This window comes from Mycobacterium sp. GA-0227b (assembly GCF_001499855.1).
Classification (GTDB): domain Bacteria; phylum Actinomycetota; class Actinomycetes; order Mycobacteriales; family Mycobacteriaceae; genus Mycobacterium.
The window spans coordinates 191,566-215,750 of the sequence record NZ_LQIK01000003.1; the positions used below are offsets into that span (position 1 = coordinate 191,566).

Sequence of the window (24,185 nt, forward strand, 5' to 3'; positions counted from 1 at the left end):
GTTGATGGTGGCACCTGGCTTCGAAGTTCGGGGAGAAATGACTTGACCTCAACAATAGTTGAGGTCGCAGGATCTTGTCATGGCTACTTCAACGACGCACGAAATGCTTCAACTACGCGAAGATCTCTGGCAGACCCGGATGGACACGCCTCTTCCGGGACTCACGACGCACGCCTACCTGTGGCGTGGTCCGCGCGGCAACGTGCTTTTCTACAGTCCCGCCACGGAAGCGGACTTCGACGCGATCGACGCCCTCGGTGGTGTCGCAGCGCAGTACCTGTCGCACCAGGACGAGGCGGGGCCGAACCTGGCGCAGATCGAGAAGCGTTTCGGTCGCCGACTGCACGCACCGGAAGCTGAGATCGAAGTAATCGCAAAGCACGGCCGCGTCGACGTGCCCATCGGTACCACGCGCCACGTCGATGACAACGGCGTCGAGGTGCTTCCCACGCCGGGGCATTCACCCGGCAGCACAAGCTATCTGGTCACCGGGGTCGGCGGGGAAAGGTATTTGTTCACCGGCGACACCATGTTCCCCACCGCTGAAGGCTCGTGGGCCACGTTCCTGGTTCCCGGCCGCGGCGATGCCGGTCAGCTCCGGGAAAGCGTGCTGCTGCTGGGCACGGTTACGCCTGATCTCGTGATCTCCAGCGCCTTCGGTGGCGACTCGGCATTTGTGGTCGTCGACGAGGCCCGGTGGGCCGAGTGCGTGGCTCAGGCGTTGGCGAGCGTCCCGTCCTAGCTTGGGAGTCTGGTGAACGAATCCCGCGCGTCAGGCACTCCTGACCGGTTGACTACAGCCACCGGGTGCGTGCTACCAACCGGCTAAGCGTCCTCGAACCACCGCGACGGCTCGTGTGTGCCGTATTCGTCGTGCCAGTCCCACCACTCGTAGGGCGGTGTCTGCGGATAGTCCTCCGGCGAATCCTCCCAATCCTCTTGGCGGCCAAGAGCGGTCATGTCGAGGTAGCTCCACGTCGTGACGAACGCCTCGTCGCCGCGCTCGTTGATGAAATAGGTGCGGAAGACGCTATCGCCGTCGCGAATGAAGGCGTTGTGGCCGTGCCACTCGTCGACGCCGAAGTCCTTGTCGAAGTCGTCAGTGATCGTGTACCACGGGATGTGCTCCCAACCCATCCGCGCCTTTAGCCGTGCGATGTCCGCCTGCGGGGCAGGCGAGGCGTAGACGAGCGTGGTGTCGCGAGCGTTGAGATGAGCCAGGTTCGGAACGTGGTCGGCCATCAAGGAGCAGCCACAGCAGGCATGGTCGGGCCAACCTTGATCGTCGGGTCCGTGGAAAGTGCTCGGCCCAAAGAACGCCCGGTAGACGATCAGCTGTCGGCGGCCTTGGAACAGATCTAGGAGACTCGCCTTGCCATCGGGCCCTTCGAACTCGTACTCCTTCTCCACCGCGGTCCAAGGCATTCGCCGGCGCTGTGCCGCCAACGCGTCTTTGGCGCGGGTGAGCTCCTTTTCCTTGACGAGCATTTCCTTCAGCGCAGCGTCCCATTCCGGCGCCGATACAATTGGTGGTGTTTTCATTTACTCTCTCTCCCTTACTATTTCAGCGTCAGGTCATCGGAGCGCCCGGCTTCAAGGCGCGGCCATTGGGATATCGGACGCCCGTTGCTACGCATAGGTTGGCCGTCGTCGAGGGGGTAAATGGGCCAGCCCGCAGGCGAGTCCTCCCACGCCTCCTGGCGTCCGTACACGGTGAGGTCCATGAGCGCGAGGCTGTAGTCCATGGCCTCTACGCCGCGGTAGTTCGTCCAATAGGTCTCGAAGACGCGGTCACCGACGCGGAGATAACACACGAGATGCATCAGGCCTTGTTGCCGCCCGACGAGCAGCGTTTCCAGCGAGTCATGCGCCGAATACCACGGCATGTCCCAGCCCATGAAGTCGCGGTAGCGGCGGCTTTCGTCGAACGGACCCTGACAGAACACCGCGTAGGTGATGTCGCGAGAGTGGAGGTAGGACAACTCCGCAACGTGCGTGGTGCACCAGGTGCAGCCCTCGCACTGCTCGGATGCCGGATGGCCCGGATACCACATGAAGTAGTACGCGATCAGTTGGCTGCGCCCCTCGAATGCATCGAGCACGGTGACCTGTCCTCGAGGGCCGATCAAGGGTGTCGTGGCATCGATTTCGACCATCGGTAGGCGCCGGCGGGCCGCCGCGATCGCGTCGCCTTCACGGGTGTGTTCCTTCTCTCGGATACGGAGTGCATCGATTTCCGCTTGCCACGTCGCCCGGTCGGTGATGGCAGGCATGCCCGTCATGACTGCTCGAGTTCTGATTTGAGGTTGGCGAGCTTCCACGGCCAGCCACCCGAGATCAGTTCGCGGACAGCGCTTTCCGGCGGGAAGTCGTCGTGTACGACGGTCAGCTTGACCTGGCCCTCGTCGACCGGCTCGATCTCGAACGTCACCTTGGACCGCCTCTCTGCCGCCGCCTTCGCGATGACATCCTCATTGAGGCCCAGCGTCGTCAGTTCGGGTACGAACGTGTGAAAGGTGAAGGCGAGCCTGCGGTACGGGTCCGACTCGAGGATGACCTGCTCCGGGTGTTCGATCTCCAGACCGCTGCGGTCGGACCATATGTACGCAGAGCCCTTCTCGAAGTCGGACACGAGTGCATGGCCCATGTAGCGACTCGAGAACGCGGGGTCGGTGATGGCCTGCCACAAGCGTTCGGGCGTGGTACGGATGTAGGTGACGTAGACGAATTCGCTGTTGCTCATCGGGTGGGTCTCCAATGCTGTCTTGAGGTCCGCGAGCGTCTGTACCCGCGCGCGGTCGTACTGGTTGATCCAGCGGTCGGCGATCGCGTTGATCGGTTCGGCGTTGAGGTAGTGCAGCTTTTCCCTCCCCCGCCACACGGTGGTGATGAGATTGGCGTCTTCGAGCACCGCGAGGTGCTTGCTGACCGATTGGCGTGCCATCTCCAGGCCTGCGCACAAGTCGCGCAGGCTCTGCCCGTTGCGGGTGTTCAGGCTGTCGAGCAGCAGCCGTCGGTTCGGATCGGCAAGCGCCCGGAAAACGTCGTCCATATCCGCCTCGGATATATGCAGCCAGATGGCTGCGTATCCGACTATATGCAGCCAGATGGCTGCGTGTCAATGCCTCTTCGGTGCTGACCCGACGTCATCGAAGTTGCGGAACCGCTTTGACCAGCATCCGCTGCGCGGGCCGTGTGGCAGGCTCGCCGGTGTGGACCTGCCGACGCCGGACCCGGACCTGGCGCACCTGGCCGATGTGGTGCCGTCGGTTTTATCGGCGATGGGCGCGGACGGCTTCGACAACCGGATCGGCCTGCCGGGCGACATCGCCGGGGCATGTGTCCTGCTGATCGACGGACTCGGCGCCGAACTGCTCGACACGTACGCCGGCGACGCGCCCGTTCTGGCGGGGTTACGCGGACAGACGCTCACCGTCGGGTTCCCCTCGACCACCGCCGCCGGACTCGCGGCGATCGGCACCGGCTGCCCGTCCGGCGAGCATGGATTCGTCGGCTATTCGTTCCGGCTACCGGAGGCCGGTGTGATCAATGCCCTGCGCTGGCGGCCGCACCCCTGGGGCGAGGACCTTCGCGGCACGGTGCTCCCGGAACAGGTGCAGCCCCGACCGACCACCTTCGAGCGGGCCGACGCGGTGGGCATCGCCGTCAACGTGATCTCGGGCGCCGAGTTCACCGGGTCCGGGCTCACCCGCGCCGTGCTGCGCGGCGGGCGTTATGTGGGCGTGCATGCGCTCGGCGATCTTGCGGCTGCGGTGCGGGATACGCTCTCTGACAACGGTTTCTGCTACGGCTATCACAGCGAACTCGACATGCTCGGCCACCTGCACGGCCCGGGGTCACCACCGTGGCGCATGCAGTTACGTCAGATCGACCGGCTCGTCGAGTCGGTGCTCGAGGCGCTGCCGCCCGGCGGGCTGCTGGCCGTGGTCGCCGACCACGGCATGGTCGAAGTCCGGGAAGCCGAGACCGTGGACGTCGACGCCAACCCCGCCCTACTCGACGGTGTGCAGGCGATCGGCGGAGAGCCGCGGGCTCGACACATCTATATAGAGGACGGCTCGCTAAGCGACGTGCTCGCCACGTGGCGCGCCACTCTGGGCGAGCGGGCATGGGTGCTCTCACGCCAGGAGGCCGTCGAGGCGGGGTGGTTCGGCGAGCGCGTCAGCGATGCGGTGCGGCCCCGCATCGGCGACGTGGTGGCGGCCGCCCGCGGCGCGGCTGCGGTGGTCCGGCGCACTGTCGAACCGCTGGAATCATCACTGATCGGACATCACGGCTCTCTCACCTTCGCTGAGCAGACCGTCCCGTTGCTGCTGGCGTACGGTTGAGACCTGCAGGACAGCGGGGCCGATTCCGCTGAAAGTCTTTTGCGTTCAGACTGTTTCGAGTTACTCCGTGGACGGCTGAGGGCAAAAGCTCTGTTGCACCGCATGATTCACGTTTGGCAATCGATGTTGCTATGCCGCTACGAAAAGTCACGATCTGCAATGACATTCGTGAAGTACGCAATAGAACGCGCAGGTTGTGAACGCTGTCACAGAATTTGGTGACGCTGCAACGGCACTTGTAACGTCCCGGCGCATGTTTGCTCTTGCCACGCTCTTGACGCTTGTGAACCAGGTGTCGGGCACGCCGTACGTCTCGGGCGGGGACTCCCCGGCGGGTACGGACTGCTCCGGCCTGGTGTCCTGGGTGACGAATGCGGCGACCGGTCGGCCCGTCTACGGCGACAGGTTCAACACGGGAAACATCGAGCAGGAGCTGCTCGAACGTGGATTTCAGTACGGCACCCAGCCCGGTGCGTTGGTGGTCGGCTGGAACAGCGGCCACACCGCAGCCACCCTGCCCGACGGCACCCCGGTCTCATCCGGTGAAAGCGGCGGCGTCAAGATCGGCGGTGGCGGCGCCTACCAGGATCAGTTCACCAACCACATGTTCCTGCCGGTGCCGCCCGAGCAGCCCTTGGCGCCCGGTGCGCCGCCCGCGCCGGTGGTGATGATGGCCGGGCACCAGCCCCTGCCGCCGGCCCCGCCTCCGCCGCCCGCGAACCCATTGCCGCCTCCGCCGGCGAACCCGTTCGCGCCGCCCCCGCCACCGATGGCACCGTCACCAGCACCCCTGCCACCGGCCTGATCGCAGCACCCGCCCGGATAGCCTCTCCGGCGTGATCGTGCTTCTTCCGCCCTCGGAGACCAAGCGGTCCGGGGGCGACGGGCCGCCGCTGCGCCTTGAGTCGCTCAACTCGCCGGAGCTGGGACCGCTGCGGGTCGAGTTGCTCGACGAGCTGGTGAAGCTTGCGCAAGACCGGCCGGCGTGCCGGCGTGCACTGGGGCTGTCGGCCACGCAGGACGCCGAGATCGACCGCAACGCCGAGCTGCGCAGCGCGCCGACGCTGCCGGCGATCAACCGCTACACCGGTGTCCTCTACGACGCCTTGGATATGGAGTCGCTTCAGGGCGCTGCTGCGAGCCGTGCCCGAGCCCGACTGGCCGTCGGTTCGGCGCTGTTCGGACTGTTACGTGCCGACGATCCGGTACCGCCGTACCGGCTTTCGGCTACGTCGAAGCTGCCCGGCCGGCCGACGTTGGCCGCGCGGTGGCGTCCCGTGCTGGAACCCGTGCTCAGCCGGTTGGCGACCGAGGACCTCGTCGTCGACCTCCGATCCGGTTCCTACGCGTCGCTCGGCCGGCTGGCTGCCGCCGTCCGCGTCGACGTGGTCGCCGAGCACTGCGACGGTAGACGCACCGTCGTGACCCACTTCAACAAGGCGCACAAGGGCCGACTCGCCCGCATCCTGGCCACCACCCGAGCCGAACCCGACGACGCGGCCGGGGTTGCCGCTGTCGCGCGACGCGCCGGGATGCGGGTGGAGCGACGCGGTGACGACCTGACCGTCGTCGTCCCCGCCTGACCCCGCGCGTCAGATGTCTTCGATCCAGTCGCTGGTGTAGAACTCCGCGGGGTTCTGCGAGAAAGCGTCGGGACGGGTGATGAACACCCACGCTCCGGTCGCGCCCGGTTCGACGGCGTCGTGAAGGGTGACGGAGCCGTAGCCCGCCCCATTGATCTGCAACACGCCCGCCGCCACACCGGGGTCGCCGCCGTGGCAGGTGGCCGCCGACGGCCGTGGCGCCTGGATGAGCCGGACGTCGTAACGCATGTTCGGTATCGCGGTGTTCATCTCGACGTCCGCGGAAACGCCCGAACCGGTGCTGCGGATGACACTGGTGGCGCGTGCGTAGCCGGTCGGACCGTTGAATTCGGTCCCGCCGTAGTCGCAGCGCCGCAGGACTTGATTCAGGGGAACGAACGTGCCGCCGCGCCCCGCGCCGACGGGTCCGTCCGCGACGGCGCTGCCGGTGCTGCTCGCCAGTCCGAGGGGCGCGGTGACGGCGACCGCGGCGGCCAGGGTCATCAACCGGATCGATCGGCGCATGTCTGCCTCCCCGTTCCTCATCCGCGGCGGTGTGCTTTGCTCACGGGATTGACCTCCGTCGCTACGGTAAACCACGAGTCACGCGTCCCGGACCAGTTCGGCGGGTGTTTGGCGCGACTCCGACCCGGCCGTACCGTGGAGGCATGACGGTGTTGCCGGATCTGGGTTCCGTGCGCAAGACCCTCGGTCGCGGCTTGTTCGGCATGGTTGCCGGCCCCGACGGCCCCGCCAACCGCGCGCGCATCCACGACACTCCCGGCCCCCGGTGGTTCGCCGAAGACCGCCCGATCCGCCGGGTGCACGCTGACGCCTCGATGTTCGTGGGCGGTCTACGCGCGTTGTTGCTGCAGTCGCTGCATCCCTTGGCGATGGCGGGCGTCGCCGAGCACTCCGACTACCGGGGTGACCCGTGGGGTCGGTTGCAGCGGACCAGCACCTTCCTGGCGGTGACCACCTTCGGACCCGCCGACGAGGCTCAACGCGCGGTCGACCGGGTACGCGGCATCCATCAACGGGTGCGCGGCGTCGCTGCGGACGGCAGGCCCTACCACGCCGCCGATCCGCATCTGCTGGAGTGGGTGCACATCGCCGAGGTCGACAGCTTCCTGCTCGCGCACCAGTTGTACGGTGAGACGCCACTGGACCAGGCCGGCCGAGACGGCTACGTCGCCGACACCGCCCGGGTGGCGTCGGCGTTGGGCGTCGTCGACCCGCCGCGTAGCGAAAAAGAGCTGGGCGAGCGGATCGAGCGGTTCCGGCCGGAACTCTGCGGCACCGCCGCCGCCCGCGACGCTGCCCGGTTCCTGCTGCTGACTCCCCCGCTGCCGATCGCGGCCAGGGCTCCCTACGGGATACTCGCGGCGACGTCGGTGGCGATGCTGCCGGCCTGGGCGCGAATGCCGCTGATGCTGCCGTACTTTCCGCCGGTCGAGGCGACCGTCATCCGATTGTCGGGTCGTGTCCTTGTCGGCGGGATCCGATGGGCGCTGACCGCGGAGCGCCGCGGTTAGTCTCGGCACTCCACGACGCTGTACGCGCCGTCCGCGTACCGGGACCTGATCAGCTTCTTGTCGAACTTGCCGACGCTGGTCTTGGGTACTTCGTCGATGAACGTCCAGTGTTCGGGCAGCCAGAAACGGGCGACCTTGTCGCTCAGGTGTTTCCGCAACTCCGCGGCGGTGACGGACTCGTCGCTGCCGACGACGACCGCCGCCAACGGCCGCTCCTGCCAACGGTCGTCCGGAACGGCGACGACAGCAGCCTCGAACACCGCGGGATGCTCGGTGATCGCCAACTCCAACTCCACCGACGAGATCCACTCGCCACCGGACTTGATGACGTCCTTGGCGCGGTCGGTCAGCGTGATGAAACCCTGCGGATCGATGCGGCCGACATCACCGGTGCGCAACCAGCCCGCGTCGAACTTCGACGGGTCGGCGTTCTGATAATAGGAACCGGTGATCCACGGACCGCGGACCTCGATCTCGCCCACGGCTTTTCCGTCGTTCGGTAGCACGGCGCCGTCGTCGTCGACGATGCGGATCTCGACCCCGCACAAGACGCGGCCCGCCGAGGCGCGCAGCGTCCAGTGCTCCTCACCGGTGACCTCCGGCGGCGGTGCGGCGGTGGCCGCCAGTGGTGAGGTCTCCGTCATCCCCCATGCCTGCCGGATCTCCACGCCGTACCTGTCCTGATACTCCTTCATCATTCCGAGGGGCACGGCCGAACCGCCGCAGGCGACCCTCTTCAGGGAGGAGATGTCGCGCTCGGGGTTGGCGTGCAAAAACTTCAGGACGTCGTTCCAGATGGTCGGCACTGCGGCAGCGACGGTGGGTCGGTGCCGTTCGATCATGTCGACCAGCGGAGCGGCCTGCAGAAAACGGTCGGGCAACACCAAGTCCGCGCCGGCCATCATGGCCGCATACGGTTGCCCCCACGCGTTCGCATGGAACATCGGCACCACCGGCAGCACCCGGTCACCGTCGATGAGGCCGAGGTTGTTGGCCGCGCACACCGCCATCGAATGTAGATAACTCGAGCGGTGGCTGTAGACCACGCCCTTCGGGTTACCGGTCGTTCCGCTGGTGTAACACATTGCGGCAGCGCTTCTCTCGTCGAGTTCGGGCCAGTCATAGTCGAGCGGCTGCCCGGCGAGGACGTCGTCGTAGCGGATAACGGTGCGACCCGACGCGCTGAGCTCGGAAAGGTCGCCGTCGCCGACCGCCACCACCGTGTGCACGGACGTCATCTGCGGCAGGATCGGCGACAGCAGCCCGGCGAGCGACATGTCCACCAGCACAACGGAATCGTCGGCCTGGTTCGCGATGAACGCGATCTGCTCACCGGCCAGCCGGATGTTGAGCGTGTGCAGCACCGCCCCCATGCACGGCGCGGCGAAGTACGCCTCGAGGTGTTCCTGGTTGTTCCACATGAACGTGGCGACCCGCTGCCCATCGGTCACTCCGAGAGCACGTAGCCCGTGCGCAAGCTGCGCGACCCGTGTCCCGAATTCGCCGTAGCTGATCTCGCGATGTCCGTCGGGCGTCGCGGTGATCACTTTTCGGCCGGAATTCCAGCCCGTGCCGTGCCGCAGAATCCCCGTCACGGTCAGCGGAAAGTCCTGCATCGTACTGTCCATGGCATCTCCCAGGTGCCGGCGTGTTAGCGACATGATCGCCGATGTACACGCGCTAGGGCGGGAAAACACGAAGGCGCCTACGCCACGGCGGTCGGCTGAAACAACTGAGGGCGGCTACCGTTTGGCCTACCGTTAGCCGGGTGGAAGCACACCCGGCAAAAGCCCCCGGCCTGGTAGCGGTCGAGGCACTGCGCTCAGGGGACCCGATCGTCGATGTCAACGGTGGCGGTCAGCACTACACGGTGTTGGAGGCGAAGGACCTCGGCGAGGGCTGTGTCGTTCTCGAACTGGAGTCCAAGGCCCACGACGAACTGCGCGTGATCGAGATGACGTTCCCCGCCGGCTACCAGATGGAAAGATCGCCCCGCCGACTGCTGTAGACCGCCGTCGTCGAACCCTTTCGAGATGGGAGTGCCCGGTGTTGCGCGATATCCGGGAGTTGACCGATTCGCCCGAGGAGTACGCCGAGGAACTGCGCAGGCGGTGGGGCGGGCTGTTGAGCTACCGCTACATCGGCCGCAGCTACGCGCAGATGGACCTCGTCGACGAGGACAACACCGTCACCGTGCGCCGCGATATGCGCGACGCCGCGGGGGGACTGCTGTTCGCCGTGCTGGGGATCTGCGCGCCCGAGAGCGGGCACATGTCCGACCTGGAGGCGGTGCCCAACCCGGTGATCCATTCCTGCCAGCTGCTCGACCCGGGCCTCGACGTCCGTCGCATCGAGGTGGTGTCCGAGGAGCTGCGGGTCGGCCGCCAGATGGGCTACAGCCGGGCGAAGATCGTCGACGCCGAACAGCCCGGCCGGGTACTTGCGCTGATCGAAGGTCAGGGTGTCAGCATCGGCACGCCGCCCGACGGACTGGGCCGGATGGAGGCCAACCCCCTCGAGGTGGTCGACTCCCCCGATCTGCCGCCGCTGTGGCAGGTGTTCGGCGGCCACCGCAGGCCCGACGGCCGGTGGGGACTGCCGGAGTTGTCGGTGGAGGTGGCGTCGCCCGACGCCGCGCTGCACGTCGGGCCGCAGTTCGTCATCCTCGAGAAGGCGGCGACCGACGCCGCGGCCAGTGTGGCCGGCACCGACCGTCTGCACGGGGTGTCGTGCCACGTCATGTTCATGGCCCGCGGCAAAGCCGGCCCGTTTCGGGTGGACACCGAACCGCTTCGCGGGTCCGCCGGCACTGTCGCGGTCCGGGTTCTGATGCGCGACGAGGGCGTCGACAACCGCGTCATCACCGCCGCGTCCTATGTCTTCCGGGTGGCATAGCTAACAAGCGCGCCGACGCGCCATGAGACACTTCGGACATGGTTGTCGCAATCGCCCGCCCCAAGCTCGAGGGCAACGTCGCTGTCGGCGACGATCGTCGGATCGGGTTCGCCGAGTTCGGCGCTCCACAGGGCCGCGCCATCTTCTGGCTGCACGGCACCCCGGGCGCTCGGCGCCAGATCCCGATGGAAGCGCGCGTCTACGCCGAAAAGGCCAACATCCGGTTGATCGGGCTCGACCGGCCCGGTATCGGATCGTCGACCCCGCATCGCTACGACACCGTCGTCGCGTTCGCCGACGACCTGCGCACCATCGCCGACACGCTCGGCATCGACAAGATGGTCGTCGTCGGCCTGTCCGGCGGCGGCCCGTACACGCTGGGCTGCGCCGCGGCGATGCCCGACCGGGTGGTCGCCGCCGGCGTGATCGGCGGCGTCGCGCCCACGGTGGGTTCCGACGCGATCACCGGCGGCCTGATGGGCAATCTCGGCACGCGCGTGGCACCGCTGCTGCAGTACGCGGGAACGCCGATCGGACTGGTGGCGTCGGCGCTCATCCGGTTCATCAAGCCGGTCGCCTCCCCCGCCGCCGACCTGTACGGTCGGGTGTCCCCGGAGGGCGACCGTCGGCTGCTGGCCCGCCCCGAGATCAAGGCGATGTTCCTCGACGACCTGCTCAACGGCAGCCGCAAACAACTGGCCGCGCCGTTCTCCGACATCGTCGTGTTCGCCCGGGACTGGGGCTTCCGGCTCGATGAGATCAAGGTGCCGGTGCGCTGGTGGCACGGCGACGCCGACCACATCGTCCCGTACGCGCACGGGCAGCATGTGGTGTCCAGGCTCGCCGACGCCGAGCTCTACCCGATGCCCGGCGAAAGTCACCTCGCCGGGCTGGGCCGTGCGGAGGAGATCCTGCAGACGATGATGAAGGTCTGGGACGAGTACGCCGACGGCGAACGTTCCTAGCCTGCCGAGCGGACGCAGGTAGCCGCGGCGCTACGCACCGCGGTTCAACCAGCCGGTCACCGTGGGCAGGTCGCGGCTGTAGGCCATCAGGATGTCGTCGTGGTACAGCGCTCCGCCGCTGATCGCGTCGGGTCCCTGCCAGATCACGTGAATCCGCACCGGACTCCGGGTGTAGTAGTCGGTGCGGTCGGCGTCTCGGCGGTCCCATCCGGCCTCTACGGCGCGCTGGGACATCTCGTCGCGCGCGGTTGCCGTCATCGATGTGTTCCTCCTGTGTCGCACGGGTACGTTATCGAATCCGATCGCGGTTCTGCCCTAGGAGGTGTCGATGGCGGTCGGTGACGCGGTGGTGAGCCTATCCGACGTTCCCACGATGGGCGTCGAGGAGGAGTTCTTCCTCATCGACCCTGTCACCCGCACGCCGCAACCGCGGGCCGCCGACGTCATCGCGGCCGTCGGCCATGAAGCGGCCGACTTGGTCTCCGGCGAGTTCACTCGACACCAGATCGAGGTGCGAACGCCGCCGTGCGGCGACGCCGACCAATTGCGCGCCGAATTGGCACGGGTGCGCGCGGCGACCAATACCGCCGCCGCCTCGGTCGGCCTGCGGCTGTGCGCGGCGGGCACCCCGGTGCTGACCGACAGGCGGGCCGTCGAGGTTGGCGACCACCCGCGGTATCGGGCTGGAACTGCGCAGTACCGCGCGATGCTAGACGACTTCGCGTTGTGTTCGATGCACGTCCACGTGCATATCCCCGACCGCGAGCTGGCCCTGCGAGTCGGCAACCACCTGCGGCCGTGGTTACCGACTCTGCTTGTGCTCAGCGCGAATTCGCGGTTCTGTCGGGGCGCCGACACCGGCTACTCCGACTGGCGTGCCGTTGTCCGCAGTCGCTTCCCGTGCCTCGGCCCACCGCCCTACGCTTCATCGCTGCGTCAGTACGAGGAACTTTCCGCGGCGATCACCGAGTCCGGGGCAATGCTGAAGGCAGACCTGCCGTTTTGGGATGTCCGGCCGAACCCGGTGTGGCCGACGGTCGAGATCCGCACGATGGATGTCGCTGCTGACCTCGACGACACCGTCGCGCTGGGGACCATCGTCAGGGCGCTGGTGACGACGGTTGCGAGGGCGGCGGGCGCCGGTGATCCCGGGCCGATGCTGTCCAGCGAGTTGTTGCGCGCGGCGTATTGGCGCGCGGCGCGCGACGGGTGGTCAGGATGCGTCCCCGACGCGGCGACGGGCCGCCTAGTTCCTTCACCCGAGCAGGCGGCGCGGTTGATCGACCACATCGAGGCCGCCCTCGTCGCCGGCGGGGACACAGAGGCGGTGTCGGCGTTCATGGACAGGCTGTCCGCCCGCGGAAACGGAGCCGATTTGCAGCGCGCGTCGGCCTCGCGGCATGGCGATCTCACCGGTGTGGTGGACGACCTGTTGGACCTGACGGCGCGAACGTGACGACAAGGACGTCGCGGCGCGCCGGTTTCGTCGGGTCCAGGGGTCGGATCGGCGTCACCCCGTGCAACGTACGACGGTCGTCGCCGAGCAACAGGGTGCCCGGCTCGCTCAGCGTGGTCGACAGCAGCTGGCGGCCGTCGGCGCAGAACACCGAACTCTCTCCGCCCACCGCATTGTCGCGACCGATCAGCAACGAGCTGACCAGGGTGACGCCGTCGCGGTGCAGCCCCTCCGGCGTGGGTTCGCCACCGTCGGACGTCGAGGCCAGCACGCGGAACGGGGTGACCTTAATACTCCAGCGGGGCAACTCGTCCAGCATCGTGGCCACCTGACCCAGTAGCCGCAGAAACCGTTGCAGCAGTGGCTCTTCGACGAATGCGTCGGTGAGCGGCTCGAAGTGGCGGCTGCGGTCGACATAGAGCGGGTTGGATGCCTGCGGCTGTACGAACGCGTCGTGCGGCAAAGGGTCGATGGCACCGTCGGCGGGGACGAACGCGAAATGTCCGTAGCGGCGTAGGCGCCGCGTGCCCAGCTCTGCGGCATAAGGATCGTCGGCCAGGGCGTTCCAGTGCCGGCCGAACCGCTGCCAGGCGCGGCGGTCGGTGCCGAGGCCCGCATTGAGTTCGGCCGGGGCCATCAGATATGCCCCGTCGGTGAGCAACGGGTGCTGTGCGAGTGTCATCTCGCCGCCGGAATACCCGCGTGCACACGGATTGAACGTGGCGACCGCTCAGCTCAGCTCAGCGCGCGGCGCAGCATGTGCATCGCGACGGTGGTGGACCGCTCGCGGATGTCGGTGCGGTTGCCGGGCAGCCGCATCGTCCTGGTGACCGTGAGACCGTCGGCCAGCTTGACACTGAAACACACGGTGCCCACCGGTTTTTCGGCTGTCCCGCCGCCCGGGCCCGCGACGCCGGTGATCGCGACGGCGGTGTCGACCCCGAAGCGGTTCAACGCGCCGTCGGCCATCGCCTCGGCGACGGGCTCGGACACCGCGCCATGCGCCTCGATCAGGGCCGGGTCCACGCCGAGCAGCCCCGCCTTGACGTCGTTCGCGTAGGCGACCACCGCTCCGGCGACGTAGGCCGACGAGCCCGCGAGGTCGGTCAGCCGAGCGGCCAGCAGCCCGCCGGTGCAGGACTCGGCGGTCGCGATGCGTCGACCGCCGAGCAACCGGGCGACCTGGTCGTCGATGCGGGAGCCGTCCTCGGAGAAGATCACCTCGCCGTGCCGCTCGCGCAGCAACGTCATCAGCTCGGCGTAGGTCTCGGCGGCGTCGGGCTCGTAGCGGGTGACCACTTCGAGCTCGCCGCGCCGCAGGCAGGTGGTGATCTCGAGACGGTCGAAACCGGCGATGCTGCGCTCGGCGTCACGCAGCGTGTCGGCGAGGCCGGACTCCGGCAGCCCGAACATCCGGACCGTCTCCTGGCGGTACGCGGTGCGGCCGGCGATCGCCTCCTGCACAGCGGGGGTCTGCACCGCCAGCGGCCACATCGGCTGCAGTTCGCGCGGCGGCCCGGGCAGCACGACGATCGTCGGCTTGCCCGCCACCACCACGCCCGGAGCGGTGCCGACCGGATCGATCACGTCGGCGCCGTCCGGAACCAGCGCCTGCTTGCGGTTCGACGCCTGGATTGCCTCGGCATCGACATTCGGGAAACGCGCCATCAGACGCGCCACGATGTCGGCGATCGTGGCCTCGAGCCGGTTGTCCAACACCAACTTTCGGCCCGCGAACCGGGCCACCGTCTCGACGGTCATGTCGTCGGCAGTGGGGCCCAGGCCGCCGCTGGTGACGATCAGGTCCACGCCCTCGTCGGCCAGGAACCGCAACTGGGCCTCGATGTCGCCCGGCCGGTCGCCGCAGATGGTGATGTGCGCCAACTCGACACCCAGCTCCAGTAGCCGATCGGCGATCCACGGTCCGTTGAGATCCTGCACCCGGCCCGTGAGTACTTCGGTGCCGGTGACCACGATGCCCGCGCGTGCGCTCACGAGCTACGACACTACGGGGCGCCGCGGTCGGGGCTCGCGCGCGAGTGTGGGGTTGGTCGACGCTCGGCGCGGCGAAGCGTGCGGTTGTAATCCACGTTCGCCCGAGAAGGGTGGGTTGCGGCTACTTGTGCGGGACGTCGTTGGTCAGGCCGCCGTCCATGATGTACTCGGCGCCGGTCGAATAGCTGGACTCGTCGCTGGCCAGGAAGACCACGAACGTCGCGACCTCCTCGGGCTGGCCCGGGCGGCCCAGCGGGATCCGCAACATGTTGTCCGGGAAGTGTTTGGTCATCGGGGTGCGGATGAAGCCCGGATGCACCGAGTTCACCCGGATGTTGTGGGCTCCCAGTTCGAGCGCCGCCGACTTGGTCAGCCCGCGCACCGCCCACTTCGAGGCCACATACGGGTGCACCATGACGGCGCCGCGCAGACCCTCGATCGAGGAGATGTTGATGATCGAGCCGCCGCCGGCCGCCTTCATCGCCTCCACCGAGTGCTGCATGCCCAGGAAGGTCCCGGTGAGGTTGACGTCGATGACCTTTTGCCACTTGGCCATGTCGAACTGGCCGATCTGGCCCAGCGCCACCGTGCCCGCGTTGTTGACCAGCACGTTGAGCTTGCCGAACTCGTTGACGGCGGTCGCGACGGCGGCTTCCCACTGGTCGGCCTGCGTGACGTCGAGGTGGACGTAACGGGCGGACTCACCGATCTCGTCGGCCAGCGCCTTGCCCTTCTCGTCGAGGATGTCACCGATCACGACCTTGGCCCCCTCGGCCACCAGCGCCCGGGCGTCGGCGGCGCCCATCCCCTGGGCGCCCCCGCTGATCAGTGCAACCTTGTCGTCCACGCGTCCCATGGGGCGTCAGGCTACCGCACGGGTCCAGTGAACTAGAACCTGTTCCAATTTCGCTGTGCAACACGCATACTGCTCGCCATGGCTATTCGGGTGGCGATCGTCGGGACCGGCAACTGCGGCAGCCTCGCGCTGAAGCAACTCGTCAACGACGCGCGGTTCGACCTGACCGGGGTGTGGGTCTCGTCGGATGCCAAGGTCGGCAAGGACGCCGGCGAGTTGGCCGGCCTGGACGTGGCCACCGGCGTCACCGCGATCAACGACCTCGACGCCATCATCGCCGACAATCCGGACTGTGTCGTGTACTGCGCGATGGGCGACACCCGGCTGCCCGATGCGATGGCCGACGTGCGCAAGATCCTCGCGGCGGGCGTCGACGTCGTCGGATCCGGTCTCGGTGTATTGCAGTATCCGTGGCAGGTGATTCCGGACAAATACATCCAGCGGGTGGAAGACGCTGCGCGAGAGGGCGATTCGACGGTCTTCATGACCGGTGTCGACCCGGGCTTCGTCACCGACCTGCTGCCGTTCGCGTTGGCGGGAACGTGTCAGAGCATCGAGCAGATCCGCACCATGGAGATCGCCGATTACGCGACCTACGACGGCGCGACGGTGATGTTCGACGTCATGGGTTTCGGCAACGAACTCGGCGACCTGCCCATGCTCTACCAGCCGGGCGTGCTGAGCATCGCCTGGGGTACGGCGGTTCGGCAGTTGGCGGCCGGCCTTGGCATCGAGGTCGACGAGATCCGCGACTCCGTCGAACAGGAACCCGCACCCGAGGATTTCGACGTCGCCGTCGGCACCATCAAGAAGGGAACCGTGGCGGCGGTGCGCTTCCAGATCGAAGGCATGGTCGAGGGCAGGCCGGTGATCGTCGTCGAACACGTCACCCGCCTTCGGGAAGACCTGCGACCGGACTGGGCCCAGCCCGCGCAGCCCGGCGGTTCGTACCGCGTCGAGATCGTCGGCGAACCGTCGTACACCATGGACATCTGCCCGACGAGCCGCAACGGCGACCACAACTACGCCGCCATCCTCGCCGCGGCGGGCCGGATCGTGAACGCCATCCCCGACGTCATCGCGGCCCCGCCGGGCATCCGGACCACCCTCGACATGCCGCTCGTCACCGGGAAGGGCGTGTACGCGGCTCAGTAGGCTGGAGCCCGCCATGCATGCGCAGCCCGCAGCACCCGACCCGATCGCCGAGATCGCCGCGAGCCCAGAAGGGCCAGAGGTGGGCGCGTTCTTCGATCTCGACGGCACGCTTGTCGACGGGTTCACCGCCACCGCGCACGCGGCCGACCGCATTCGGCGCAGACAGGCGCGTATCGGCGAAGTGCTCGGCGTCGTCGAAGCGTCGCTGCGATACCGGCTGGGCCGCATGCAGTTCGAGCGGCTTCTGACCCGCGCGGCGGGCTACCTGCGCGGCGAGTCGCTGGCCGAACTCGACGAACTCGGCGAGCGCCTCTTCGTCGAGCGGATCGCTGCGCGGGTGTTCCCTTACATGCACGAGATCGTCCAGGCCCACCAGCAACGCGGTCACACGGTCGTGCTCAGCAGTTCGGCGCTGACCATCCACGCCGAGCCGGTCGCCCGGTTCACCGGAATCGATCACGTACTGTGCAACCATTTCGAGCTCGACGAGGCCGGACTGCTGACCGGCCGGATCGCCAAACCGGTCATCTGGGGACGCAACAAGTCCACAGCGGTGCAGGTCTTCTGTGAGACCAACGGCGTTGCCTTGCAACGCAGTTACTTCTACGCCGATGGCGACGAGGACGCGGCGCTGATGGCCCTGGTCGGCAATCCTCGGCCGGTGAACCCACGCCCCGGCCTCGCCGCGATGGCCGCCCAGAACGGTTGGCCGGTGCTGCGGGTCGAGGGTTCCGGCGACCGCAGGCGGGTCTCGCTTCGAAGGCTGATCGGCTACGACTGATTTGCGTCGAGGCCGAATCGCACGATCGCCCGACGCGCGCCTGTCACGCTGAAACCGTCGAGGGTGCACATGAGCGCCGCCCGCCAGGCCGCCAGCCATACGCGGGCCCCGGGACCGCGCGGGTCGAGGACCTTGCGCACGGCGGCTTCGAGCAGATCGTCCCGTCCGGGCGGCACCGGAGCGCCGACCAGACGAACGCGACCGCTGTCGACGACGTAGTCGAAACCCACGAGCAGAGCCGCCCTCACGGCAACTCCGGGGGGATCCTCGGCCCGAGCGGCTAGCGCCCCTGCGACGCGGTCCAGCGTTCGCCGTTCCACCTCGAGCCGAACGACCTCGTACAGCCCGAGTTTCGTCTGGAAGTGGTGGTAGAGGGTCCCCGTCGTGACATCCGCCGTCTTGCAGAGTGCCACGACATTCACATCCTCGAACGCCTCGGCGCTGAACGCGTCCATGGCCCGCAGGACCAGGCGGCCCTTCGGCGAGCCCTCGGTAGGGATCCACTCCGGCACCCGCCGATCATAATCTATTGTGTGCGTTCCATAATTGGATTACGGTTCTGTCATGAGCACTCTCGCCTTCTTCTACCTGCCCGTTCCGGAACTGGCGCCGGCGCTGTCCTTCTACCGCGACACGCTGGGATGGCCGGAGGGATGGCGCGAAGGCGACCACACCGTGACGCTGAACATGCCCGGCGTCGCCGCCCAGCTGATGATCGACGTCGACCCCGAGCGGGTGGGTCGGCCGGGGCCGATGCTCATGGTCGACGACGCGCGCAGCTGGATCGACGAGCGACGGGGTGACCTGACCGTGTGGCTCGAACCGGTCGAGATCCCCGGCGGTTGGTGGGCGGGCTTCGAGGATCCCCATGGCAACGCTGTCTATGTACTCGACCAGTCCAACGACTGAAGGAAAAGGAAACCCTTGGCCCACAAGTTGAATGACGTCGCCGCGGTCGTCGCTGTCCGCGACTATTCCGTCGGTCGGCGCTGGTACAGCCGTCTGATCGGCAGGGACCCCGACCTCGAACCGGTCGAGAGGGTCGGCGAGTGGCAGGTCACCGCGACCGCGTGGCTGCAGCTCGTCGAGGACCCGGAGTCGGCGGGCCGGTCCGCGGTGCGCTTCGGTGTCGACGACGTAGACGCTCAGATCGCCGCACTGAACGGCGATGGAATCTCGACGGGCGAACCGCTGATCGTCGGCGAGATGGTCAAGATCGTCGACGTCCGCGATCCGGACGGCAACGAGGTGTCGTTCGTGGAGGACCTCACGACGAGCGTCGTCGAATAGCCGTCGTACACCGTACTTGCGCCGACGGCGCCGCCGGGTACTAAACTAGAACACGTTTCAATTTGCGGCGGCACATCAAGGAGCAGGCATGCGCACCCCCATCTGTGACGACCTCGGCATCGAGTATCCGATCTTCGCGTTCACCCACTGCCGCGACGTGGTTGTCGCCGTGAGCAAGGCCGGCGGTTTCGGCGTGCTCGGGGCCGTCGGCTATACCCCGGAGCAACTCGAGATCGAGCTGAAGTGGATCGACGAGAACATCGGTGACCACCCCTACGGCGTCGACATCGTGATCCCCAACAAATACGAGGGCATGGACGCCGCCGACCTGTCGCCCGAGGTGCTCAAGAAGACGCTCAACGACCTGGTGCCGCAGGAGCACATCGACTTCGCCAAGAAGGTCCTCGCCGATCACGGCGTGCCGGTCGAGCACAGCGACGACGACGCGTTGCAGCTGCTCGGCTGGACCGAGGCGACCGCAACCCCGCAGGTCGAGGTCGCATTGCAGCACCCGAAGTGCACGCTGATCGCCAACGCGCTGGGCACTCCTCCTGCCGACATGATCAAGCACATCCACGACGAGGGCCGCAAGGTCGCCGCGCTGTGCGGATCGCCGTCGCAGGCCCGCAAACACGCCGACGCCGGCGTGGACATCATCATCGCCCAGGGCGGCGAGGCCGGCGGCCACTGCGGTGAGGTCGGCTCGATCGTGCTGTGGCCGCAGGTAGTCAAGGAGGTCGCGCCGGTGCCCGTGCTCGCGGCCGGCGGGATCGGCAGCGGCGAGCAGATCGCCGCTGCCCTGGCGCTCGGCGCTCAGGGCGCCTGGACGGGATCGCAGTGGGTCATGGTCGAGGAGTCGGAGAACACCCCGGTGCAGCACGCCGCCTACGTCAAGGCCAGCAGCCGCGACACCGTGCGCAGCCGGTCGTTCACCGGCAAGCCCGCGCGGATGCTGCGCAACGACTGGACCGAGGCGTGGGAAGACCCGAACAACCCCAAACCCCTCGGGATGCCGCTGCAGTACATGGTCTCGGGCATGGCCGTCGCCGCCACCCACAAGTACCCCAACGAGTCCGTCGACGTGGCGTTCAACCCGATCGGTCAGGTCGTCGGCCAGTTCACCAAGGTGGAGAAGACCTCGACGGTGATCGAGCGCTGGGTGCAGGAGTACCTCGAGGCCACCGGACGGCTCGACGCGATCAACGAGGCCGCCTCGGTTTGATTCGCGGCTTGGCCGCGGTGGCCTGATTCGCGGCTTGGCCGCGGTGGCCTGATTCGCGGCTTGGCCGTCGGCGTTTCGCGGGCCGGCGGTCATGGTGGCGTGGTACGCCGTACCCATGAGGCATATCAGGCGGTGGGGCGCGGTCTACATCCTTCTACTGCTGTTCGCCGGGTCCTGGGCCGGTCAGTTCATCACGCAACTGGCCGAGTTCACCAGCACCCAGCAGCAGCACGGGCAGCCCTTCGTGTGGGGCGAGTATCTGCACCAGTTCTTCGCCAGTACTTTCGAGAACTGGCAGAGCGAGTGGCTGCAACTGATCTTCCAGGCCATTCTGCTACTCGGGGCCAAGCACTGGCTGTTCAAGGTCGACGCCGAAGACCTTGAGCGCATCGAGGCCAAGATCGACGACATCAAGGACCGGCTGGGTCTGCCGACTCCCCCGCCCGGCCAAGAATCCTGAACATTTGCGGCAGGTTCGCGGGGGGTTAATGGTGGCTCGCGGTGGTCTACTAGCCTGCGGTCCGCCGATTATGTAAGGTGACATACATAGCCCTTTCGGATGGAGGACCTCGGCGTATGGCTAGTCATCGCGAGCGGATGGTCGCCTCCGCGGCGCTGCTGATCCGGGAACGCGGCGCGCATCCGACGGCGATCGCCGACGTACTCGCACACAGTGGCGCGCCCCGCGGTTCGGCCTATCACTACTTTCCCGGCGGGCGTACTCAATTGCTCTGCGAGGCAGTCGATTTCGCGGGCGCGTACGTCGCATCGCAAATCGAGGAGGCGGCCAGCGGTATCGATGCGCTCGACGCGTTGGTGCTCGGTTTCCGAAAGCAGCTCATCGACAGCGAGTTTCGCGCCGGATGTCCGGTCGTCGCGGTGGCCGTCGAATCCGGCGCCAAGGGTGATCAGCTCGCGCCAGTGGTCGACCGTGCTGCGGCCGCGTTCGCCCGGTGGGGCACGCTGATCACCGACCGGCTGACAGCCGACGGCGCCGACGCGGACCGCGCCGAGGAACTGGCGACGCTGATCTTGACCGCCGTCGAGGGCGCGATCGTGGTCGCCCGTGCCGCCGGCGACGTGAAGCCACTCGACCTCGTGCACCGCCAACTTCGGGCGCTTCTCGAGACCGCGACGGAAAGTGAGGCCAAGCGATGAGCGATGACTGGCACCCCACCGCCTGCATCCTGTGCGAGTGCAACTGCGGCATCGTCGTACAACTCGACGACCGCAAGCTGGCCAAGATCCGCGGCGACAAGGCGCATCCTGCGTCGCAAGGCTATACGTGCAACAAGGCTCTGCGGCTCGATCACTATCAGAACAACCGGGCTCGGCTGACATCTCCGATGCGGCGGAGACCCGACGGGAGCTACGAGGAGATCGACTGGGACACCGCGATCGCCGAGGTGGCCGCGGGCTTCCGGCGCATCGCCGACGCCTACGGGGGCGACAAGATTTTCTACTACGGAGGCGGCGGGCAGGGAAACCACCTCGGCGGCGCCTACAGCGGCGCGTTCCTCAAGGCGCTCGGCTCGCACTACCGGTCAAATGCGCTGGCCCAGGAGAAGACCGGTGAGGCGTGGGTCGACGCGCATCTCTACGGCGGCCATACCCGCGGCGAGTTCGAACACGCCGAGGTTTCGGTGTTCATCGGCAAGAACCCGTGGATGTCACAGAGTTTCCCGCGGGCTCGGACCGTGCTCAACGCGATCGCCAAGGACCCGGGCCGATCGATGATCGTGATCGACCCGGTCGTGACCGACACCGCGAAGATGGCCGACTACCACTTGCGCGCGCGGCCGGGCACCGACGCCTGGGTCCTTGCCGCGTTGGCAGCGGTGCTGGTACAGGAAAACCTCTGCGACGAAGACTTTCTCGCCGAGCACGTGCACGGCGTCCAACCTGTACGCGACGCCCTGATGAAGGTGCCGGTCGGCGCCTACGCGTTGCGATGCGGAGTCGACGAGGAACTCGTCCGCGCCGCCGCGCGGCGTATCGGCACCGCGGGCAGCGTGTCGGTCTTCGAGGATCTCGGTGTCCAACAGGCGCCCAACAGCACGCTGTGCTCCTATCTGAACAAGCTGCTGTGGATCCTCACCGGAAACTTCGCCAAGCGCGGCGGCCAGCACCTGCATTCGTCGTTCGGGCCGCTGTTCCGCCATACGCCCGAGGTGGGCCGGACCCCGGTCACGGGTGCTCCGATCGTGGGCGGCTTGATCCCGAGCAACGTTGTCCCTCAAGAGATTTCCACTGATCATCCGGACCGGTTCCGGGCGATTCTCGTCGAGAGTAGCAATCCTGCGCATTCGCTTGCCGACTCGGCCGCGTGCCGCGAGGCGTTCGCGTCCCTCGAACTGATGGTCGTCATCGACGTGGCGATGACCGAGACGGCGCGACTGGCGCACTACGTGTTGCCGGCCGCGAGCCAGTACGAGAAGTGCGAGTGCACGTTCTTCAATCTCGAGTTCCCGCACAACACCTTTCACCTGCGCCATCCCTTACTGGAACCGCTCGACGGCACGCTGCCCGAACCGGAGATCTGGGCGAGGCTGATGCGCGCGCTGGACTTCGTCGACGACACCGATCTGCAACCGCTGCGGGTGGCGGCGCGCGACGGCCGGCAGGCCTACACGCAGGCATTTCTCCAGGCGGTCGGGACCAGTCCCACGCTGGCGAAGGTGTTGCCGTTCGTGCTGTATGAAACGCTGGGACCGACACTGCCGGAAGGCCTTTCCGGTGCGGCAGCACTGTGGGGGCTGGCGCAGAAGGCTGCGATGAGTTATCCCGACGCAGTGCGGCGGGCCGGCCACGCGGACGGAAATGCATTGTTCGACGCGATCCTCGACAGCCGGTCGGGTGTGACGTTCACCGTCCACGAGTACAGCGATGATTTCGCGTTGATCAGCCACCCGGACCACAAGATCGCGTTACACATGCCCGAGATGCTCGACGAGATCCGGGCGTTGGAGGCCCAGCGCGCACCTCTAGTCACCGCGGAGTTCCCGATCGTGCTGTCGGCGGGCGAACGGCGCGCCTACACCGCCAACGACATCTTCCGCGACCCGACGTGGCGCAAACGCGACCAGGACGGCGCCTTGCGCGTCAGCGTCGAGGACGCCGAAGCGCTCGGCCTCGTCGACGGCGGCAGGGCACGGATCACCACGGCGGCGGGTACCGGTGAGGCGAGCGTCGAGATCAGCGAGGCGATGCTGGCCGGGCATGCGTCGCTGCCCAACGGCTTCGGCCTCGATTTCGTCGACGACGACGGCCGGGCCCACGCCCCGGGCGTGGCGCCGAACTCACTGACGTGCAGCGACTGGCGCGACGCATATGCCGGCACGCCCTGGCACAAACACGTGCCCGCCCGGATCGAGGCCGTCGAACGTGAGCTTCTGCGCGAAGACGTCGAGAAAACTCGCGCATGACTCCGCGCTCGACCGTTCCGGTCGAGACGCCAGCGCGTTACGGCGCGGGTGCAGGTGCCGGCGGCGCGGGTTGAGCCGGTGGCGCGGGTTGAGCCGGTGGCGCGGGCGCAGCGGGTGCGTGCCGCGGCGGCGGCAGCCACGGCAGCGCGGGAGCGGGCGGCGGGGCCACGGGTTCGGCCGGTGAGATCGGCACGTACGGCCCCGGTGCCTCCTCCGGATAGGGCGTGTTCAGGGGGCGTTGCGCGAGCCCCATGATCAACGCTTCCTTGCCGCTGATCTGCTGGTTCTGCACGGCGTGCCACAAGTCCTTGAGATAGTTGACGTTCGGGCGCTCGTTGGGCTTCACGCTGGGGTCCATGGTGGTTCCCGGCGGCGGCGACTGCGGACTCGGGAGATGCGAAACACCTTCGGTGGGCGGGGCCGGCGCCACATCACCGGCGGCCGGGGCCGGAGCGGCGGCCGCCACCACGGGTGCGCCCGCCGCCGGTCGCGGAGGCGGCGGCGCGGGCGCCGCGGGATCAGCAAGGGCCTGCGGCGCGGCGACCAGAGCCGCGGCGATCCCCGCACCCAGTAATGACAGTTTCTTCGGGTCGAGCACGATCCTCACCGGGGCCCCCCTTTCCGGGTTACCGTCCCGCGACGGCACTGGCGCGTCGACGGCGTCACTGTTGCTTCGAA

Annotated in this window: 28 protein-coding genes; 17 read left to right on the forward strand and 11 right to left on the reverse strand. The window is 67.5% G+C overall.

The features are described 5' to 3' along the window. The first annotated feature begins 79 nt into the window (after positions 1-79). Entirely contained in the window at positions 80-742 is a 663-nt protein-coding gene (locus AU185_RS04755; protein ID WP_059102278.1) for an MBL fold metallo-hydrolase, read from the forward strand. 83 nt (positions 743-825) lie between these two features. Here the strand turns inward: AU185_RS04755 and AU185_RS04760 are convergent, their stop codons facing one another. From AU185_RS04760 to AU185_RS04770, 3 genes are read right to left on the reverse strand one after another with little or no spacing between them, the layout of a single operon-like run. Continuing rightward, positions 826-1,542 (reverse strand): DUF899 domain-containing protein, encoded by a 717-nt coding sequence (locus tag AU185_RS04760; RefSeq protein WP_059102279.1) that lies wholly within the window; start codon positions 1,540-1,542, stop codon positions 826-828. 17 nt (positions 1,543-1,559) lie between these two features. Then, positions 1,560-2,282 carry a DUF899 family protein gene (locus tag AU185_RS04765; RefSeq protein ID WP_059102280.1) on the reverse strand — a complete coding sequence of 241 codons (723 nt, stop codon included), beginning with the start codon at positions 2,280-2,282 and terminating at the stop codon, positions 1,560-1,562. Further along, positions 2,279-3,052: an ArsR/SmtB family transcription factor gene (locus tag AU185_RS04770; protein WP_059102281.1), complete on the reverse strand. Its 774-nt coding sequence runs from the start codon at positions 3,050-3,052 to the stop codon at positions 2,279-2,281. The genes AU185_RS04765 and AU185_RS04770 overlap by 4 nt, the downstream gene beginning before the upstream one ends. 160 nt (positions 3,053-3,212) lie before the next feature. Between AU185_RS04770 and AU185_RS04775 the strand changes: the two genes are divergently transcribed. The 3 genes from AU185_RS04775 (at position 3,213) to yaaA (ending at position 5,932) form a co-directional block, all read left to right on the forward strand. After that, a complete protein-coding gene (locus tag AU185_RS04775; RefSeq protein ID WP_059102341.1) occupies positions 3,213-4,349 on the forward strand; it encodes an alkaline phosphatase family protein in 1,137 nt (378 codons plus the stop codon). 253 nt (positions 4,350-4,602) lie between these two features. Continuing rightward, positions 4,603-5,154 carry an NlpC/P60 family protein gene (locus AU185_RS04780; RefSeq protein ID WP_059156944.1) on the forward strand — a complete coding sequence of 184 codons (552 nt, stop codon included), beginning with the start codon at positions 4,603-4,605 and terminating at the stop codon, positions 5,152-5,154. A gap of 31 nt (positions 5,155-5,185) precedes the next feature. Next, positions 5,186-5,932, forward strand: coding sequence for a peroxide stress protein YaaA (yaaA, locus tag AU185_RS04785; RefSeq protein ID WP_059102283.1), 747 nt, complete (start codon positions 5,186-5,188; stop codon positions 5,930-5,932). Between the two features lie 9 nt (positions 5,933-5,941). On the opposite strand, the gene AU185_RS04790 is transcribed toward yaaA, so the two are convergent. Further along, positions 5,942-6,457: a hypothetical protein gene (locus tag AU185_RS04790; protein ID WP_172800253.1), complete on the reverse strand. Its 516-nt coding sequence runs from the start codon at positions 6,455-6,457 to the stop codon at positions 5,942-5,944. Positions 6,458-6,600: 143 nt separating this feature from the next. Between AU185_RS04790 and AU185_RS04795 the strand changes: the two genes are divergently transcribed. Continuing rightward, positions 6,601-7,467, forward strand: a complete 867-nt coding sequence (locus AU185_RS04795; RefSeq protein WP_059102285.1) for an oxygenase MpaB family protein — start codon at positions 6,601-6,603, stop codon at positions 7,465-7,467. On the opposite strand, the gene AU185_RS04800 is transcribed toward AU185_RS04795, so the two are convergent. After that, positions 7,464-9,095 (reverse strand): fatty acid--CoA ligase, encoded by a 1,632-nt coding sequence (locus AU185_RS04800; RefSeq protein ID WP_059102286.1) that lies wholly within the window; start codon positions 9,093-9,095, stop codon positions 7,464-7,466. The two genes, AU185_RS04795 and AU185_RS04800, sit on opposite strands and share 4 nt — an antisense overlap. 140 nt (positions 9,096-9,235) lie before the next feature. On the opposite strand from AU185_RS04800, the gene AU185_RS04805 reads away from it, so the two are divergent. Genes AU185_RS04805 through AU185_RS04815 form a run of 3 tightly spaced genes read left to right on the forward strand, consistent with a single transcriptional unit; the run spans position 9,236 to position 11,327 of the window. Further along, positions 9,236-9,475: a hypothetical protein gene (locus tag AU185_RS04805; RefSeq protein WP_059102287.1), complete on the forward strand. Its 240-nt coding sequence runs from the start codon at positions 9,236-9,238 to the stop codon at positions 9,473-9,475. Between the two features lie 38 nt (positions 9,476-9,513). After that, positions 9,514-10,362 (forward strand): acyl-CoA thioesterase domain-containing protein, encoded by an 849-nt coding sequence (locus tag AU185_RS04810; RefSeq protein ID WP_059102288.1) that lies wholly within the window; start codon positions 9,514-9,516, stop codon positions 10,360-10,362. 38 nt (positions 10,363-10,400) lie between these two features. Beyond that, positions 10,401-11,327 (forward strand): alpha/beta fold hydrolase, encoded by a 927-nt coding sequence (locus AU185_RS04815; RefSeq protein WP_059102289.1) that lies wholly within the window; start codon positions 10,401-10,403, stop codon positions 11,325-11,327. 30 nt (positions 11,328-11,357) lie between these two features. Here the strand turns inward: AU185_RS04815 and AU185_RS04820 are convergent, their stop codons facing one another. After that, on the reverse strand, positions 11,358-11,585 hold the full coding sequence (locus AU185_RS04820; protein WP_059102290.1) for a hypothetical protein: 228 nt from the start codon (positions 11,583-11,585) through the stop codon (positions 11,358-11,360). Positions 11,586-11,655: 70 nt separating this feature from the next. Here AU185_RS04820 and AU185_RS04825 point away from each other — a divergent pair, with 70 nt between their 5' ends. After that, a complete protein-coding gene (locus AU185_RS04825) occupies positions 11,656-12,783 on the forward strand; it encodes a carboxylate-amine ligase (protein ID WP_059102342.1) in 1,128 nt (375 codons plus the stop codon). Here AU185_RS04825 and AU185_RS04830 read toward each other — a convergent pair. The 3 genes from AU185_RS04830 to AU185_RS04840 all read right to left on the reverse strand — a co-directional run bounded on the left by AU185_RS04830 (position 12,737) and on the right by AU185_RS04840 (position 15,634). Then, positions 12,737-13,465, reverse strand: coding sequence for a 2OG-Fe dioxygenase family protein (locus tag AU185_RS04830; protein ID WP_059102291.1), 729 nt, complete (start codon positions 13,463-13,465; stop codon positions 12,737-12,739). The two genes, AU185_RS04825 and AU185_RS04830, sit on opposite strands and share 47 nt — an antisense overlap. 53 nt (positions 13,466-13,518) lie before the next feature. Continuing rightward, the gene (locus AU185_RS04835; protein WP_059102292.1) at positions 13,519-14,778 is read right to left on the reverse strand and encodes a competence/damage-inducible protein A; all 1,260 of its coding nucleotides are present in this window, start codon (positions 14,776-14,778) and stop codon (positions 13,519-13,521) included. A gap of 121 nt (positions 14,779-14,899) precedes the next feature. Beyond that, positions 14,900-15,634 carry a glucose 1-dehydrogenase gene (locus AU185_RS04840; RefSeq protein ID WP_059102293.1) on the reverse strand — a complete coding sequence of 245 codons (735 nt, stop codon included), beginning with the start codon at positions 15,632-15,634 and terminating at the stop codon, positions 14,900-14,902. 78 nt (positions 15,635-15,712) lie between these two features. Here AU185_RS04840 and AU185_RS04845 point away from each other — a divergent pair, with 78 nt between their 5' ends. Together AU185_RS04845 and AU185_RS04850 are read left to right on the forward strand one after the other, a co-directional pair. Next, complete coding sequence (locus AU185_RS04845) at positions 15,713-16,789, forward strand: NAD(P)H-dependent amine dehydrogenase family protein (protein WP_059102294.1); 1,077 nt, start codon at positions 15,713-15,715, stop codon at positions 16,787-16,789. 13 nt (positions 16,790-16,802) lie between these two features. Continuing rightward, positions 16,803-17,570, forward strand: coding sequence for an HAD family hydrolase (locus AU185_RS04850; protein WP_059102295.1), 768 nt, complete (start codon positions 16,803-16,805; stop codon positions 17,568-17,570). Here the strand turns inward: AU185_RS04850 and AU185_RS04855 are convergent. Beyond that, positions 17,561-18,082, reverse strand: coding sequence for a TetR/AcrR family transcriptional regulator (locus tag AU185_RS04855; protein ID WP_059102296.1), 522 nt, complete (start codon positions 18,080-18,082; stop codon positions 17,561-17,563). The genes AU185_RS04850 and AU185_RS04855 overlap by 10 nt on opposite strands. A 52-nt stretch (positions 18,083-18,134) precedes the next feature. Here AU185_RS04855 and AU185_RS04860 point away from each other — a divergent pair, with 52 nt between their 5' ends. From AU185_RS04860 to AU185_RS04885, 6 genes are all read left to right on the forward strand, one after another. After that, complete coding sequence (locus AU185_RS04860; RefSeq protein WP_059102297.1) at positions 18,135-18,479, forward strand: VOC family protein; 345 nt, start codon at positions 18,135-18,137, stop codon at positions 18,477-18,479. Between the two features lie 15 nt (positions 18,480-18,494). Beyond that, positions 18,495-18,860, forward strand: a complete 366-nt coding sequence (locus tag AU185_RS04865; RefSeq protein ID WP_059102298.1) for a VOC family protein — start codon at positions 18,495-18,497, stop codon at positions 18,858-18,860. Between the two features lie 88 nt (positions 18,861-18,948). Next, positions 18,949-20,082 (forward strand): nitronate monooxygenase, encoded by a 1,134-nt coding sequence (locus AU185_RS04870; RefSeq protein ID WP_059102299.1) that lies wholly within the window; start codon positions 18,949-18,951, stop codon positions 20,080-20,082. A gap of 115 nt (positions 20,083-20,197) precedes the next feature. Then, positions 20,198-20,542 (forward strand): DUF6766 family protein, encoded by a 345-nt coding sequence (locus tag AU185_RS04875; RefSeq protein ID WP_059102343.1) that lies wholly within the window; start codon positions 20,198-20,200, stop codon positions 20,540-20,542. Between the two features lie 116 nt (positions 20,543-20,658). After that, positions 20,659-21,240, forward strand: coding sequence for a TetR/AcrR family transcriptional regulator (locus tag AU185_RS04880; RefSeq protein ID WP_059102300.1), 582 nt, complete (start codon positions 20,659-20,661; stop codon positions 21,238-21,240). Beyond that, positions 21,237-23,507, forward strand: coding sequence for a molybdopterin-dependent oxidoreductase (locus AU185_RS04885; RefSeq protein WP_059102301.1), 2,271 nt, complete (start codon positions 21,237-21,239; stop codon positions 23,505-23,507). Before AU185_RS04880 ends, AU185_RS04885 begins: the two co-directional genes overlap by 4 nt. Positions 23,508-23,544: 37 nt before the next feature. On the opposite strand, the gene AU185_RS04890 is transcribed toward AU185_RS04885, so the two are convergent. Further along, the gene (locus tag AU185_RS04890) at positions 23,545-24,114 is read right to left on the reverse strand and encodes a hypothetical protein (protein ID WP_156425400.1); all 570 of its coding nucleotides are present in this window, start codon (positions 24,112-24,114) and stop codon (positions 23,545-23,547) included. Positions 24,115-24,185: the final 71 nt, after the last annotated feature.